Origin of the sequence: Agrobacterium sp. 10MFCol1.1 (assembly GCF_000381165.1) — a bacterium.
Lineage (GTDB): Bacteria > Pseudomonadota > Alphaproteobacteria > Rhizobiales > Rhizobiaceae > Agrobacterium > Agrobacterium tumefaciens.
In genome coordinates this window covers 339290-354415 of sequence record NZ_KB906072.1, presented here as the reverse complement: position 1 = coordinate 354415, position 15126 = coordinate 339290, and the positions used below count along the sequence as shown (strand labels likewise).

The 15126-nt window shown below is 58.1% G+C and carries 13 protein-coding genes; 4 read left to right on the top strand and 9 right to left on the bottom strand.

The features are described 5' to 3' along the window. The first annotated feature begins 148 nt into the window (after positions 1–148). Together F617_RS0101875 and ubiA are read left to right on the top strand one after the other, a co-directional pair. Complete coding sequence (locus F617_RS0101875) at positions 149–949, top strand: MipA/OmpV family protein (RefSeq protein WP_003515199.1); 801 nt, start codon at positions 149–151, stop codon at positions 947–949. Positions 950–1069: 120 nt separating this feature from the next. Further along, positions 1070–2023, top strand: coding sequence for a 4-hydroxybenzoate octaprenyltransferase (ubiA, locus tag F617_RS0101870; RefSeq protein WP_003515201.1), 954 nt, complete (start codon positions 1070–1072; stop codon positions 2021–2023). 77 nt (positions 2024–2100) lie between these two features. Here the strand turns inward: ubiA and F617_RS0101865 are convergent, their stop codons facing one another. Next, on the bottom strand, positions 2101–2667 hold the full coding sequence (locus F617_RS0101865; protein WP_003515202.1) for a DUF6101 family protein: 567 nt from the start codon (positions 2665–2667) through the stop codon (positions 2101–2103). A gap of 366 nt (positions 2668–3033) precedes the next feature. On the opposite strand from F617_RS0101865, the gene F617_RS0101860 reads away from it, so the two are divergent. Continuing rightward, complete coding sequence (locus F617_RS0101860; RefSeq protein ID WP_026330621.1) at positions 3034–5472, top strand: DUF1217 domain-containing protein; 2439 nt, start codon at positions 3034–3036, stop codon at positions 5470–5472. Positions 5473–5552: 80 nt separating this feature from the next. Here the strand turns inward: F617_RS0101860 and F617_RS0101855 are convergent, their stop codons facing one another. Beyond that, positions 5553–6503: a LysR substrate-binding domain-containing protein gene (locus tag F617_RS0101855; protein WP_003515204.1), complete on the bottom strand. Its 951-nt coding sequence runs from the start codon at positions 6501–6503 to the stop codon at positions 5553–5555. A 204-nt stretch (positions 6504–6707) separates the two neighbouring features. On the opposite strand from F617_RS0101855, the gene F617_RS0101850 reads away from it, so the two are divergent. Next, the gene (locus F617_RS0101850) at positions 6708–7001 is read left to right on the top strand and encodes a DUF1127 domain-containing protein (protein ID WP_003515205.1); all 294 of its coding nucleotides are present in this window, start codon (positions 6708–6710) and stop codon (positions 6999–7001) included. A 207-nt stretch (positions 7002–7208) separates the two neighbouring features. On the opposite strand, the gene F617_RS0101845 is transcribed toward F617_RS0101850, so the two are convergent. The 7 genes from F617_RS0101845 to F617_RS0101810 form a co-directional block, all read right to left on the bottom strand. Continuing rightward, positions 7209–8582 carry a glutamate--cysteine ligase gene (locus F617_RS0101845; protein WP_019564258.1) on the bottom strand — a complete coding sequence of 458 codons (1374 nt, stop codon included), beginning with the start codon at positions 8580–8582 and terminating at the stop codon, positions 7209–7211. 173 nt (positions 8583–8755) lie between these two features. Continuing rightward, positions 8756–9493, bottom strand: a complete 738-nt coding sequence (locus F617_RS0101840) for a 16S rRNA (uracil(1498)-N(3))-methyltransferase (protein WP_019564257.1) — start codon at positions 9491–9493, stop codon at positions 8756–8758. Positions 9494–9513: 20 nt separating this feature from the next. Beyond that, on the bottom strand, positions 9514–11019 hold the full coding sequence (locus F617_RS0101835) for an inorganic phosphate transporter (RefSeq protein ID WP_025592560.1): 1506 nt from the start codon (positions 11017–11019) through the stop codon (positions 9514–9516). Between the two features lie 161 nt (positions 11020–11180). Next, on the bottom strand, positions 11181–11621 hold the full coding sequence (locus F617_RS0101825; protein ID WP_013635535.1) for an NUDIX hydrolase: 441 nt from the start codon (positions 11619–11621) through the stop codon (positions 11181–11183). Positions 11622–11895: 274 nt separating this feature from the next. Next, entirely contained in the window at positions 11896–12666 is a 771-nt protein-coding gene (locus F617_RS0101820; RefSeq protein WP_019564256.1) for an HAD-IIB family hydrolase, read from the bottom strand. Then, complete coding sequence (locus F617_RS0101815) at positions 12663–14009, bottom strand: glycosyltransferase family 1 protein (RefSeq protein ID WP_004432251.1); 1347 nt, start codon at positions 14007–14009, stop codon at positions 12663–12665. Before F617_RS0101815 ends, F617_RS0101820 begins: the two co-directional genes overlap by 4 nt. 102 nt (positions 14010–14111) lie before the next feature. Continuing rightward, on the bottom strand, positions 14112–14885 hold the full coding sequence (locus tag F617_RS0101810; protein WP_019564254.1) for a FadR/GntR family transcriptional regulator: 774 nt from the start codon (positions 14883–14885) through the stop codon (positions 14112–14114). Positions 14886–15126: the final 241 nt, after the last annotated feature.

Sequence of the window (15126 nt, the reverse complement as noted above, 5' to 3'; positions counted from 1 at the left end):
CGCAGACGCGCGACGTCTGAATTCCGGCTCAGGGCCGGAATGACGGAAGAGCTAATCGCCGCCTTCTCGCGCTGGTTAATGGAATGGAAACGGAATCCCTCTAATTCTACGCTTACCTGTTTGTATTGCGTTTCCTGGGGTTATTTTCATGTTCAAGCCATCAGCGGCCGTCGCCGCTTGTGTTTTATCGCTTTTTGCCGTCGGTAACGCCCATGCCGATGGCTGGTTTTCCGGCGACTGGTATTTGAAGCTCGGCGGTTCGGGTTTTTCTGCGCCGAAATATCAGGGCGACAACAAGAACGAATTCGGCTTTTCGCCCATCATTTCTCTCGGCCGTCAGGGTCAGGGCGCGCGTTTCACGTCGCGCAACGACAGCGCCTCGATCTCGCTGCTGGACAATGGCCCGATCAGTATGGGTCTTGCGGGAAAGCTGGTGTCTCCGCGTGACCAGAAGGATTCGGCCGATCTGAAAGGCATGACCCGCATCAAGCGCGGCGGCGAGCTTGGCGGTTTCGCCGAGGCTTATCCCACCGACTGGCTGCGTATTCGCGGCGAAGCCCGTCAGGGCATCCGCAGCCATAGCGGCGTGGTCGCCGACCTCTCGGCCGACGTCTTCACCGATATCGCCCCCGGTATCCAGATTTCCGCCGGCCCGCGCGCCACATGGGTCAGCAGCAAATACAATGAACGCTATTACGGCGTAAGCGCCGCGCAGACAGCGGCCGGCGCGCCATCGCCCTACAGCCCCGGCGGCGGCCTGCATTCCGCCGGCGTCGGCGCCGCCATTACGTGGAAGGTCACGGAAGCCGCTGAAGTTGGTTCCTTCGCCGAATATCGCCGCCTGACGGGCGATGCCGCCGACAGCTCGCTGGTGCGTGAGCGCGGCTCCAAGAACCAGTTCGTCGTCGGCGTCCAGGCAAGCTACAAATTCGGCTTCACGCTGCCCTGAGGCGAGGCGAATATGCCCACCCCAAGCCCCGCCGCGAAAGCGTTGCGGGGCTTTTTTGTGGCTACGGCCAAGTGCTGAAATCGATTCCGATTCGCCTGCCGATGCTGTAGAACCATCCCCATGGTTCACCACAGCGATTTGTCAGACCGCGTCTCCGACGCACCATCCAACAACTGGGTCTATCGGATTTTGCCGAGACCCCTCTGGCCCTATGCGCAGCTAGCAAGATGGGACCGCCCCATCGGCTGGCAATTGCTGATGTGGCCGTGTTTCTGGTCCGCAGCACTCGCGGCCAATGCCGCGGTAGCAAGCGGCGGTTTTTCCTGGGGCACGCTGATCTGGCATCTGGCGCTGTTTTTCATCGGATCGGTGGCGATGCGCGGCGCGGGCTGCACCTATAACGATCTTGCGGACCACAAGATCGACATGGCCGTTGCGCGCACTCGCTCGCGGCCGCTGCCATCTGGTCGCGTGAGCAGGGCGCAGGCGAAGGTCTTCATCGTGTTGCAGGCGCTCGCCGGACTCGTGGTGCTGTTGCAGTTCAACGGATTTGCGATTGCCACCGGCATATTCTCGCTGGTCTTCGTGGCAATCTATCCCTTCGCCAAGCGCTTCACCAACTGGCCGCAATTTTTTCTCGGCCTTGCCTTTTCCTGGGGTGCGCTGATGGGCTGGGCCGGGCAGTTCGGGTCCATCGCCTGGCCTGCTGTCCTGCTTTATGTCGGCTCCATCGCCTGGACGATCGGTTATGATACAATCTACGCCCATCAGGACAAGGAAGACGACACGGCAGTGGGCATCGGTTCAACTGCGCTGCTGTTTGGAGACAACACACATCGCTGGCTGGTTTTTCTTTATGGCACAGCCCTTGTCATGATCGCCCTGTCCTTCTGGGGAGCGGGCGTTAACCTGATCGCCTATAGCGGCCTTGCCGCCGCCGCCATCATGCTTTTCCGGCAGGTCTGGGTGCTCGATATCGACGACGTGGCGCAATGCCTTGTGCTGTTTAAATCCAACAACCGCGTCGGCGTGCTGATTTTCGCCGGTCTCATTCTGCCGCTTCTGTTGGCGTGAGGTTGTTGAAAGGTAGATGCAAAAAAGCCCGGCCGCGATATCCGCGCCGGGCTTTTTATTGTTTTGTCTGAAGATTATCAGCTGCGAGCGATGATTTCCTTGCCCTCGATCTTCATGCTCATGCCGAGAGAACCGGTGGAGCGGCGCACGAGGAAGCGCGGGCGACGATCCGCGAAATAGGAGTGCCGGCGACGGGGGCGGCTGTTCTTGGTGCGCACCTTGCCGAGATGTTCTTCCAGCGGACGGGCGACGCCATCGGCCTCCACCATCAGCATCGGAATGCGGTAGGCCTCGGACCAGCTGCGCCAGTCGGCGGCGATGTCGCAAAGATCATGGGCGACGAGAAGCGGAACGCAAAGTTCCGGATCGTCGTGGTGAAGCTCCAGCGTCACCGTCACCTGTCCATCACCATGGTCGATGGCGCGGGCGGCAACGCCCTTGAAAGCGCGGGCTGGCAGGGCGAAGGACAAAGGCAGGCCGGAAGAGGACAGGACCTTTCGCAGAACGGCGCCCCGTTCATCGAGCGTGACGGCAACATCGGTTGCGCCATTGCCCCTGCCATAGGTGACCTGTTGCGGAAAACGTGCCGGGTCGAGTCTGAGTGTGGCGACGGCCCAGTCGGGCTTCAGAACGGTCTTGGTCATGTTTATTCTACCCTTGTTTTACCTGAGAGCCGGTTTCCGGTCTTCTCATCGGGACTTTTCGTCCTCTGATGTCAGGAGAATATCCGCCGCATGTTCGAGACTGCTTAAAAATCGCGGTTAAGAAAACTTTGCATTCCCAAATGGTTAGCAAAACCCACCGTGGCATGGTTTCGCTGAGGTAAAGCCGATTGAGACAATGCGATTTTTCTCAGTCCCGAAACTGTGCTCTTTCAAGCTCCGGGCAAGGCGCGTCATGCACAGTCGCGCCAAGGCCTGCCGTGCGTCCGGATGGAGGTGTGGTGGGCGAATTCAAAACCGGAGCCGGCCGTATCCAGCGTGATGCGCGGTGCTCCAGGGGGCATTCGCATGGTATCGACTTTTCTGAGCTACGACCTCATCAACCGCGATATGAAGGCAAGCATTTCACGCGTGTCGCAGCAGGGGATCGTCGAGCGGCAGACGAAATATTACAAGGAAAACATCGGCAATGTAAAAAGCGTCGACGAGTTCCTCAATAACTACCAGCTCTATTCCTATGCCATGGATGCCTTCGGTCTCGGCGAGATGACCTACGCCAAGGCCTTCATGAAGAAGGTGCTGGAAAGCGACCTGAACGACCAGAACAGCTTTGCCAACAAGCTGACCGATGAACGTTATCGCGAATTTGCCGCATCCTTCAACTTCACGCAGTCCACCACCACGGTGCAGACGGAGGCGCAGCTCGACAAGATGATCGGGCTTTACGACACCTCGATCACCAACCTCGATGATAGCCTGTCCGAAGAAACCCGTTATTATAAGGCGATCATCGGAACGGTCACGAACGTGGACCAGCTGCTTCAGAACGATAGAACCCGCGCCTACATCTTCGAGGTCTTCAGCGTTGATGAGAAGACCTACAGCTATTCCCACATCAAGGGATTGATGACGAGCGATATCGATGACCCGAACAGCTATCTGAACCAGAAGTTCGGCGCGGCCTATTCCGCTGCCGTGGAAAAGCTTACGACCAAGGGCAATATCGAGTTGCATGGGGATGTGACGGATCGGATAAAGGCCATCGATACCGCGCTGGCTGATACCACGCTGACCGCCGAACAGCGAACCGCCCTTGAAACAGAGAAAACCACCCGGCAGGATCAGCTCACCCAGCTTGAAGCCGTGCTGCCGCCGAAGGACCAGTGGGCGGCGACCCTTGCCTCCATCACGGCGGAGCAGACCCAGCTCTCCAATACCGTCTCGCAATATAATACGATGGCGCAGATGGCCCAGGCTTTCGAATTTGCCAATGACGGTACCGTTGCGGCCGGCCAGGCGCAGACGGCCGACAACGTCAAGATCCTGACCCAGGCCTATGTCGGCAGTGCCCCGCGTGTGACCCCGACCGTTGCCACCCTGAACAGGGATTATTTCGAATCGAAGATCGGTTCGATCAAGACCGTCGATGAGTTAATGGCAGACCCGCGTCTGGTGAATTACATCAAGGTCGCATTCGACCTGAATGACTTGACCATAGTCAATGCGACGATCGAGAACATTTTGACCAGCGATCTCAGCGATCCGAACAACTATATCGCCAAGTTCGGCAATGGCGACAAACGTTACATCGCATTGCGCGAAGCGTTCAATTTCAAGGGGGATGGAACGCTGCCGGACGGTACGGCACCACAGACGACGACCCAGACCGTTACCACGACCAACGGGTACATGAACCATTATAACGACAAGGACGAAGCCGCTGACGAAAACGCTTTGAAGCTGTTCAAGAGCGATATTGCCAACGTCAAATCCGTTGCGGACTTCCTGGAAAGCAGCGCGGTTTACACCTATGCGCTCAAGGCGGTCGGCCTCGATCCGACGAAGGTGAATATTGCGGACGTTCGTAGAGCCTTGACCAGCGACCTGCTGGACAAGAAGAGCTACGTTTATGCGCTGAAAGACGACCGTTACGTCAAACTCGCGGAACTCTTCAACTTCAAGTCTGACGGATCGCCAGGCTCTCCGGTTCTTGCGCAGTCCGAACTTGAAATTCAGAGCATGTCGGTCGACTACATCAAGAAGAAATCAGCCTTCGGAACAGACCAGGAAAAGGAAGCCGCCAAGAAGGAGGCGGAATTTTTCCGTTCGGAGCTACAGAAGGTCAAGACGCTCAGCGATTTTCTGGGGAATGATCGCCTGACGAAATTCGCGATGGAATCGCTTGGCATCGACCCGACGAAGGTCACCAAGGACCAGCTGCAAAAAATGTTCACGTCCAATCTGGATGACAAGGACAGCTATCTCAACAAGGAGATGGACCCGGCTTTTCGCCGTCTCGTCACCGCGTTCAATTTCGATACGGACGGTAATATCCTGCGCGAGGATCGAAGCTCCATCCAGACTCGTCGCGGCCTCTACGAGACGCTGGACAATTATCTGACGCAGACGCTGGAGACGCAGGCAGGTGAAGAAAACGCGGGCGTGCGTCTGGCGCTCTATTTCAAGCGAATGGCGGCGGGAACAACGTCCTATTACTCCATTCTTGCCGACACCGCGATCCAGAACTTCATCACGACCACCTTTGGCATTCCCGATGAACTCGGCAATGCCGGGGTCGATACGCAGGTGGCGATGATGAAGAAATATTTCGACATCGAGGACTTTCAGGACCCCGATAAGGTCAAGAAGCTGATCGCCCGTTTTACCATCATGTACGACGACAAGCAGAACACCACCAACCCGATCATGATGCTGTTCAACGGCAGCGGCTCGGTGGGCATCAGCGGCGACACGCTGCTGGCTGTCGCATCGCTGCGTGCGCGGTAGGCTGGAAAGCGAAGACGGACGATGGAAAGGCCGAGCTTACCCGGTTAAGGCGTCTCACACGACCGCATTTGCGGACCCATTCACCAGCCCGGCAGCATGTGCCCGGCGCGCAGGCGCGGCATCTTCGGGTAGGTCTTCACATCGTTATCCAGCTCATCGGCGACGTTCATCGGAGAGATGTTGTCGAGGCAGGCGGTGATGTGGTCTGTGATGGCGTTTACCAGCGAGGGCGACAGGCCGGGCCGTTTCATCAGGCCGATCTGGACCGGCGGCAGCGGTGGGAAACCGTCCGAGGCGGTCAAAACCTTCATGCCGGTACGCAGCGCCGATTCCGGCAGCACGGAAACCGCCATACCTGCCAGCACGGCGGCGGCAACCACGGTGGAAGACCAGCTGGTGAACAGCACCTGATAATCCCGCCCGTCGGCATCGAGCGCCGAGCAGGCAAGTTGGCGCCAGTGACAGTCGCGCCGGCCGACAGCCAGCGGCACTGGCGCATCATCCTTCAGCGGATGGTTCGCGGAGGTGACCCAGCAGAGTGGCTCGGTGCGCACGACATCGGAGGAGCGGGCGCGGGGATTGTGGGTGACGAGTGCTATATCCAGCTCGCCGCGCGCCATTTTTTCGGCAAGGCTCACCGAAGGTTCGCAAACGATGTAAAGCTCGACATTCGGATGCGTCTTGGCGAAACGCCCGATGATCTCTGGCATGTAGCGGTCGGCATAGTCGTCCGGGGTGCCGATGCGCAACGTGCCCTCGAGCCTGTTGTCATCGAAGGCCGCAATCGCCTCGTTGTTAAGGCGAATGATGCGGCGGGCATAATTCATCAGTTTCTCGCCCTCGGCCGTCAGGCGGTTGCCGCGCCCGTCCTTTGCAAAGAGCTGTTTGCCGATCCGCTCCTCAAGTCGCCGCATCTGCATGGATACGGCGGATTGCGTCTTGAAAACGCGCTCAGCGGCCTTGGTAAAGCTGCCGGTATCGACAATGGCGATGAAGGTGTGCAGCTGGTCTATGTCGAGAGGTGCGGACATTGATACTCATCCATCAGAATGATTGATGTCTCACATTAGAAACATTCGTTGGACTGATCAATAGTCTTGCGACATTTTGACACCCAGCAAATCAATCTCAACCCCGGGGCGGGCACATCGTCAGGCCCCCAACCCAAGGCAGCTTCCCGCGCACGGTGCGTCGGGAGCGGTGCCGCATCGTGCCGTTACGGAAGGATCATTGTTATGCGCACGGCAGAACGGAAAATGGAACTGGAATTCGCAACCGGCCAGCAGAGCGACACCCTGCGTCGCATCGCTTTCGGTGTTGCTTCCACCGTGAAAACGTTTGTGCAGCGCATCTACAATCGTATCGTCGCAAATGGTCTCACGGAGCTTGACGATCGCCTGCTCGCCGATATCGGGCTGGCGCGCTCGGATGTGACCAACGCGCTCAATACCGGCTTGCTCGAAGATCCGACCGCCCATCTGACCCGCGCCGCACGCACGCGCTCAGTCACGCGGTTCAAGACGCTCTAGGCTTGTGTTCGTGCAATTCCGGCGTACCTCCAGACGCCGGGATTGCTTGCGAACCTATAAGGTTTTCCCCGCAGGGTGATTTGCCAATAACCCTGCCTTTGCCCGGTGTCAGGCCCCTCGGCCGCACCGGGTTTTTTTATGGCAACGCCTTGCCTGTTTTGCGCATTGTCCGGACGTAAAGCCGCTGCGCAGTTTCAGCGGAATGCTTCAATACTGATATTCATCGAATACTGGCAGCACCGATCCACCCCAGCGGCCGTTATAGAGCGCAAGCAGGTCTTCGGCGAGCGTGGTCTTCTTGGCAAGAACCTCGTCCAGCGAGGACAGGAACACGGTTTCGTCCTGGCCTTCGCCGTTCAGCCGGTTGCGGTTCTTGAGGCCGGTGCGGGAAATGTCGAGCACCTCGCGGGCGAAACCGAGAAGCGGCTTGCCGGCGATCTCCGCCGCCAGCCCCTTGGTCGGCACGGTATTGCGAAGGGCGATGACCTCATCGAAACTCCAGCCAGCTGTCAGCGCATCGGCTGCGTCAAGCGCTTCCTGATTATAGAGAAGGCCGACCCAGAAAGCGGGCAGGGCACAGATGCGTCTCCATGGGCCGCCATCGGCACCACGCATTTCCAGAAAGCGCTTCAGGCGCACATCGGGGAACAGCGTGGAGAGATGGTTCGTCCAGTCACCCATGGTCGGTTCCCATTCAGCGATTTCACCCTTTAACGCCCCGTTCATGAACTGGCGGAAGGTGACATGGGTGCAATCGTGATACTTGCCGTCGCGCACGATGAAATACATCGGCACATCCAGCGCCCATTCGACATAATCCTTGAAGCCGAAATCGTCATTGAAGGTGAAGGGCAGCACGCCGGAGCGGCGATTGTCGGTATCGCGCCAGATATCGCCGCGCCAGGAAAGCAGGCCGTTCGGCTTGCCTTCGGTAAAGGGCGAGGAAGCAAACAGTGCGGTTGCCAGCGACTGGAGCTTCATGGAAACGCGCATCTTCTGGCGCATATCCGCTTCGGAAGAGAAGTCGAGGTTAACTTGAATGGTGCAGGTACGGTACATCATGTCGAGACCCTTGGTCCCGACCTTCGGCATGTAGCGCGTCATGATCGCGTAGCGCGATTTCGGCATGCGCGGTGTTTCGTCATAGCTCCACAGCGGGCTGCCGCCTATGCCGAGAAAACGGATGCCCATCGGCTCCGCCACTTCGCGCAGGGTCGCCAGATGCTGGTTGGATTCCTTGCAGGTCTGATGCAGGTTCTCGAGCGGGGCACCTGACAGTTCGAACTGGCCGCCCGGCTCGATCGATATGGCGCCCATGCCGTGCTGTTCGCCAAGTCCGATGATGTTTTCACCATCCATGATCGGCTCCCAGCCGAGCTTTTCCTGCATGCCCTTCAGCAGAGCGGAAATGCTGGCCTCGCCGAAATAGGGAACCGGCCGGTTGCCCTCGCGGAAAAAGGCGAATTTCTCGTGCTCGGTGCCAATGCGGAAGTCGGCTTCAGCTCTGCAACCGCCGGCCAGATAATCTGTAAGCTCCGTGACGGAGGAGAGGGGTGTCTGGTCGGTCGTATCGCGTGCCATGGCTTACCTTGTTATGACGTCTCTGTTGCGGCGAGGCATATGTGTGGCAGATAGAGCCGGATCGTATCCGGAGGCAAATGAATTTCTTTTAAAGATGCATGAAGCGCAATGGTCCAGCGCATGTCGTGTAAAACTGTGCAGCGGTTTTGCGATAAAGACATGTGCCAGATAGGTCAATTCCAGTCGCCGATCGATGCCTGAATGACCGCAAGGGCTGCGACCGCAGCCGTATCGGCCCTGAGGATACGCGGCCCGAGCGGGATGGGGGTGACGAAGGCAAGGCTGCGCAGCAGCTCTCTTTCCTCTTCGGAAAACCCGCCTTCCGGGCCGACCAGAAGAGCGATTTTGCGTTCCTTGATGGATTGCAGGACAGGCAGCGGATTTTGGCCCGCGTCGCCCTCGTCGCAATAGATGATCCGTCGATCCTGGGGCCAGGTCTGGAGCATGTCTTTCAGTTTCACCGGCTCGGCCACGTCAGGCAACGACAGGATGCCGCATTGCTCGGCGGCCTCGATGGCATTGGCGCGCAGCTTTTCGGTATTGTGGATCTTGCCCTGCACATGCTGTGTCATCACCGGCTGCAAAAGACCGGCCCCCATTTCGACCGCCTTCTGCACCAGATAATCCATGCGTCCGACTTTCAGCGGCGCAAACAGGTAGTACAGATCCGATGACGGCGGCTGGGGCCGTGTCTGTTCCAGAGGGATGAGGGTGATCTTCTTGCGGCTCGGAAAGGAGAGCCTCGCCTTCCATTCGCCGTCGCGGCCGTTGAACAGCAGGATTTCCGCGCCATCGGTCATGCGCAGCACATTGGCGAGATAATTGAACTGTTCGGTCGTCGCTTCCTGCGCCGCGCCCGCAACAAGCGGGGTTTCGACGAACAGGCGTTGCATCCGGAAATTTGCGCGCATGGGACTTTTCTGTTTCAGCGTCAGAGAAAGAGGAAGGACATAAGCCAATATAACAGTGCTGCAAGCGTAGCACTTGCGGGAACGGTCACCAGCCAGGCGGCGATGATGGTCATGAAGTGGGATCGCCGGACGAGATAACGGCGGCGTATCTCGGAAGGATTGTCCAGATATCGATCGGCCCGGCGGATTTGACTGGTGCCGGCCTGGACGAGTTCCTGCCGCCGTCGAGACGCCTGCGTGTACCATTCGCGGAAGAAGCCGACGCCGAACACGGCGCCGATCGCCGTATGGGTGGTGCTGACCGGCAGGCCGAAGCGTGATGCGACGAGAACCGTCAGAGCCGTAGCCACGGAAACGCAGAAAGCGCGCATCGGGTTAAGCTTGGTGATCTGTTCACCGACAAGGCGGATGAGGCGCGGGCCATAGAGAAGAATACCGCAGGAAAGCCCGAATGCGCCCACCAGCATCACCCAGAGCGGCGCGCGGGCGGACGTCTCCACTGCCTCGTCGTGCAGTGCTCGCACGATTGCCACCACCGGGCCGATGGCGTTCGAAACGTCATTTGCCCCATGCGCGAAGGACATGAGGCCAGCCGCAAGAACGAGCGGCCACTGAAACAGCGTTCGAAGCGACTGGTTGCGGTTTTCCAATCCCACCGATTGTTTGCGGATGATCGGCACGCACAGCCGCCAGGCGACGAGGCCGGTCAAAAGCCCGATGCCGCTTGCATGGCCAAGCGAGACATGCACGATCTGCCTCAGCCCAACCCAGATGAGATAAGCGGTGAAGACCCCGGTCATGATGCCGATCAGAACAGGAACCCAACGCTTCGCGGCGTCGATCTTGTCCTCCCGGTAGATGATGAATTCCTTGATGAATGCAAGGAGGGCGATGGCGATGGCCGCGCTTATAAAGGGCGCTAGAACCCAGGCAAAGGCGATGCTGCCAAGCGACAGCCAGTCGACTGCCCGGATGCCATAGGCCGCCATTCCAGCCCCCGCAACGCCGCCAACCACCGTGTGGGTGGTGGAAATCGGCGCTTTCGTCCAGGTCGAGATATTGACGAGAAGACCGGCGGCGAGAAGGGCCGACAACATAGCCCAGGAAAACACGGTGCGGTCGGGAATGGTCTGGATGTTGATGATGCCGCTGGAAATGGTCTCGACGACGTTGCCGCCGGTGATCAAGGCACCCGCGATTTCGCAGATGGCGGCGATGATGAGTGCCGCTGCAAGCGGCATCGCCTTGGCGCCGACCGCCGGGCCGACATTGTTTGTCACATCGTTCGCGCCGATGTTGATTGCCATATAGGCGCCGATGGCAACGGCTGCGATGATGATGACGGCGCCCGCCGTGCCCGTGACGAAGGCGCCCGCAAATATCGCCGCCAGAACAACGAACATCACCCCCGCACCAAGGCCGGCAAGCTGCTGCGTGACGTGCAGCGTCGCCTCTTCGACACGGGTGATCTTCTCGAGATCCTTGTCGAGCGTCGGCTTCATGTTCGGTGGCGGCTTTATTGCCATTCAGACCTCGTTCGCCAGCATTCCCATTCGTCCGGCAATGTCGCGGGCTGAAGGCAATTTACAGAAAGACTGTTACATCTCGCACATCTTTCCAAAATGAAAGACAGTAAAAGCCATGTTGGAAAAACAAACTGCAGATTGCCACTATTCGGGCGAGGACGCTATTTCGAAAGCGCCATCCGCTTGTCGAAAGTGAGCATGAGCGCTTTCAGTTCCGGCTCGTTGACCCGTTTGGCGGCCTCTTCGGGAGTAACCCATTCAAGCCGTCTGGAATCCTTCTCGGGAAAGCTGTCCTGCAACTCCGCCACTTCGAGCAGATGTACCTGAACCTTGCACAGCACATTGATGCCGCTGTTCAGCTTTTTCTCATACTCATAAAAGCCGAACGGGGCCTTATCCACCCTGCCTTTGACACCGGCTTCCTCGTAGGCTTCCTGTTCGGCAACGGCATGCGCCTTCTTGTTGGCCATGGGCCAGCCTTTGGGAATGACCCAGCGCCCCGTATCCCTGCTTGTCAGCAACAGGACTTCCGGCTCATGATGTTTTTTGGACGATCGATAGCACAGCGCTGCGTATTGCTGTCGCGGCGGTCTGCGCAACATCAAGCCTACATCTGTCGCCAATCGATTCAAAATCTTCAATCCGTGTGGATCCTTCTTCGCCTGTTAGTCGTAACTGCTAATATAGATATCCTTTATGTCCCGCCAATCCCCTCTCACGCATAACCGACGATTGTCTTCATGCCGTTGAAGATCGTAGGCAGCAGGGGATGTGGCAGGGGTGCGAACGAAGGCTTTGCCCGGTACGTAACCGTCAGCGACCGATCGCGGAAATACTGCATTTTTTCTGTTTTACGCTATTCAGAACGCAAAACCGCTATGAATTATTGCCGGAACTGCGTTGGCCAGCGTGCAATCCCCAATTCTGGAGACCTTCGATCACACCGTCAGCTTCGGTCGCGCGCGAGAGGAAAAAACGGCTGTCATTGTTCGCCAGCGAAAGAAGCTCCGGCAAGGCATTGCCAACGATCACACCGCGAATACCATTCAACTCGAACATCGCCCGATCGTTGCCAGTATCGCCCGCAACCACTGATTCGTCGAGACCAATGTGCAGTTGTCCACATAACCACGCCAATGCCGCACCCTTGTCCGCGGCCTTGGGTAATATGTCGAGGTCGCGGTTGCTGGAATAGACGATCCGGGCATCGATATCCGCCGCAACGAGCGTGGCTTCGATATCACTGAGCATCTTCTCATCCGCACCATGCAGGAACCAGCTGGATTTGAGGCCATGCTGATAGCGTTCCGCCTGCATGGTCACACCCGGCAGGCCGGCCATGACATCGGCGATCTTTTTCCGGTCGAAACCCGTACCGAGCGAATGCGTATAGGCGCTTTCAAGCTCGCCCCGCTCTCTTGCGTGCAGCATGGTGCCGACCCCGCCGATAATGTAGTCGGGCCTCGGCAAAGGGACGTCTTCCAAGAGGGCGAGCTGGTCATCGACCAGCCTGCCGCTATTGAAGACCAGAACCGGGCGAAGATCGTCCGGCAGCGAATGCCAGAAATCGCGGAACCGGCGCGTAGCGGCGTTATCGCCGACGACGGTTCCGTCGAGATCGGTGGAAAACAGGCGAAGCGGTTTCAATCGCCGTCGTTCCATGGCTCTGCCCAATCGGATTCTTCCAGAACCGGCATCAGCGGCCTGCCTTCCACCAGCGCCAGCAATTGCTGCGCGATTCCCGTCCAGGTGAACAGGCTGCGCGCCTTGTGCGCCCCCATGCGGGAAAGCCGCCCATACAGCCGCTCGTGCTTGAACGGCTTCATCATGGTGATGCCAAGGTCTTCCTTATCGAAAGGATCGGCAAACAGCGCGTGGCGGCCGTAGCTGACGGCGCGGAACAGCCCGCCGTGGATGGTTACCACGGTTGGAGTTCCGCTCGCCATCGCCTCGATTGCGGTCATGCCGAATGGCTCGTAACGGCTCGAAAGAACGAAAAGATCGGCTGCCCGGTAGATATCAGGCAAATCCTCGTCCTCGACATAGCCGGAAAACGCCACCTTGTCCTCCAGCCCGAGCGATTTGACTCGCTCTTTCAGCTGATTGAGAATGGTGGTTTCCTGCTCGTCCATATTCTCGCCGCCGACGGCCAGATGAAGGCGGGCTTCCGGTTCGCGCGCCGCAAGAACCGAGAAGCCGTCGATCAAAAGGTCGTAACCCTTGTTGGTGGCAAGGCGTCCAAGCGCCAGCACCACCTTGCCCTCGAAACCGAAACGCTGCCGGATCATTTGCCGCGTCGCATCCGAGACGGGGAAGAAGCGGTTGTCGTCATAACCCGGCGGGATCATGTGGATGTGCTTGCGCTTCAGACCGTAATCTTCGATCAGCACGTCGAGTTGCACCGGCGTCGTCGCAATCACCATGTCGCAACTGCGATAGATGATGAGTTCGTGCTGGATACGTTCCTTGAAATTGAACTCAAGTTCGAAGGTATCGGCCTTTTCCGGGTAATCGGTTTCCATCTGGCGTTTTTTCCAGAGGCCGAGCGAATGCGGCGTGTGCAGATGCGGGACTTTCAGCGCCTCGGAAAGCCGCTGCCCGGCAACGCCCGCATCCCAGTAGTGGCTGTTGATGAAAGAGTAGTTGAGGTTGTTTTTCTTGATGAAGCGCAACGCGTTTTCGCACCATTCCATCAGGTGGCGGTGCAGATATTCCTTGGGAATGAAATCGCGCCCGCCGCAGGGAATGCGCACCACACGGACGCGCTCGTCAACCTCGTCGAATTCCGGCTGGTCTTCGAAGCGGCGGGTATAGAGATCAACGGTGTAACCGAGCTGGCCGAGTTTGCGTGCAAGCTCAAGCACATAAACCACTTGTCCCCCGGTGTCCGCTGCGCCGAGTGGCGGGTGCGCGGCGACATAGCCATGCGTCGATATGAGAGCTATCCTTGGATAGCGTTCAGTTTCGCTCGTGGTCGTCATGGGTCCCATCTTGGTAAATTTTTCCAATTAACCCCAGAAAAAGACCAAAGAGGACAAAAGGTTCCATAAAATCTGAAGAAAAGCGATGCCGCATTTCGTCTGAAGCTGTTTTCAGGCGTTGCGCTGCTGTTGTCGCAGGCGTGAAATCCGGTCCCATTCCCTTGCCTGATGCGCCTTTGATGTGGTGTCCACGATAAAATCGATATGGGTTTCCGCCGCAGCCCTTGCCCCTGCCGCATTACTGCCCGCAATGGCCTCGTGGATGGCGATATGCTGTCTCAACACCTCGTCATGCGCACCTGCGACGCTGAATATGAGATGGCGGTTATAGAAGATGTCGTCGCTCAGGAGCCGGTAGCAGGACCGCAATGTGTGCATCAGCACGATATTATGTGCCGCCTCGCCGATGGCGTTGTGAAATTCCACATCGCTTGCAAGTTCTTCTTCGAAGCGGCCAGCCTCATGGGCCTCCCGCATTTTTTCGACGATAGCCGCAAGGTTGCGCCTGTCCGGTTCCGTCGCCCGCTGTGCCGCAAGTTCGGCGGTCATGCCTTCGATATATCGGCGATATTCCAGAAAATCCCGCGTTGCGCGGCTGTGGCGTGTGATCAGCGCGCTCAAGGGATCGGAAAAGACCGGACCGACAATATCGGCCACATAAGTCCCACCGCCGTGCCGGCTGGTGAGAAGGCCGCGCGTTTCGAGTTCCTTCAGCGCTTCCCGCAGGATTGGCCGCGATACATCGAGCTTCTGCGCCAGTTCACGCTCGCCGGGCAGCCGGTCGCCATCCCGCAATATGCCGTCGAGGATGAGCTCCTCGAAACGTAAGATCACCTCCTGCGATGTGCGGCTGTGCTCTATTCGGGCGAACAGTGTTTCGTCCATCGCAACATTCTCCGGCGAAGTCCCGCCCCGTATTCGATGGGGCAAATTATCAGCGAAGCATCGCACTGGTCAAATATTCTGTCCAGTTCTGCCGTAAGCTCTGCGCCATGCCTGCGGCAACACGGCACCTGCCTTTTTAAACTGGCTTTTGTTAAAGCACCCGCACAGGGTGGTAATGGCGGGTTTTCTCCGTCAGGTGCATCAAAACAATTACATATGCTTCGATTGCGGTGTCGTCATC

Bases quoted from the DNA above. Each gene is read 5' to 3' on its own strand.
- F617_RS0101875 (WP_003515199.1), top strand. From the start codon at position 149: ATGTTCAAGCCATCAGCGGCCGTCGCCGCTTGTGTTTTATCGCTTTTT.
- ubiA (WP_003515201.1), top strand. From the start codon at position 1,070: ATGGTTCACCACAGCGATTTGTCAGACCGCGTCTCCGACGCACCATCC.
- F617_RS0101865 (WP_003515202.1), bottom strand. From the start codon at position 2,667: ATGACCAAGACCGTTCTGAAGCCCGACTGGGCCGTCGCCACACTCAGA.
- F617_RS0101860 (WP_026330621.1), top strand. From the start codon at position 3,034: ATGGTATCGACTTTTCTGAGCTACGACCTCATCAACCGCGATATGAAG.
- F617_RS0101855 (WP_003515204.1), bottom strand. From the start codon at position 6,503: ATGTCCGCACCTCTCGACATAGACCAGCTGCACACCTTCATCGCCATT.
- F617_RS0101850 (WP_003515205.1), top strand. From the start codon at position 6,708: ATGCGCACGGCAGAACGGAAAATGGAACTGGAATTCGCAACCGGCCAG.
- F617_RS0101845 (WP_019564258.1), bottom strand. From the start codon at position 8,582: ATGGCACGCGATACGACCGACCAGACACCCCTCTCCTCCGTCACGGAG.
- F617_RS0101840 (WP_019564257.1), bottom strand. From the start codon at position 9,493: ATGCGCGCAAATTTCCGGATGCAACGCCTGTTCGTCGAAACCCCGCTT.
- F617_RS0101835 (WP_025592560.1), bottom strand. From the start codon at position 11,019: ATGGCAATAAAGCCGCCACCGAACATGAAGCCGACGCTCGACAAGGAT.
- F617_RS0101825 (WP_013635535.1), bottom strand. From the start codon at position 11,621: ATGTTGCGCAGACCGCCGCGACAGCAATACGCAGCGCTGTGCTATCGA.
- F617_RS0101815 (WP_004432251.1), bottom strand. From the start codon at position 14,009: ATGGGACCCATGACGACCACGAGCGAAACTGAACGCTATCCAAGGATA.
- F617_RS0101810 (WP_019564254.1), bottom strand. From the start codon at position 14,885: ATGGACGAAACACTGTTCGCCCGAATAGAGCACAGCCGCACATCGCAG.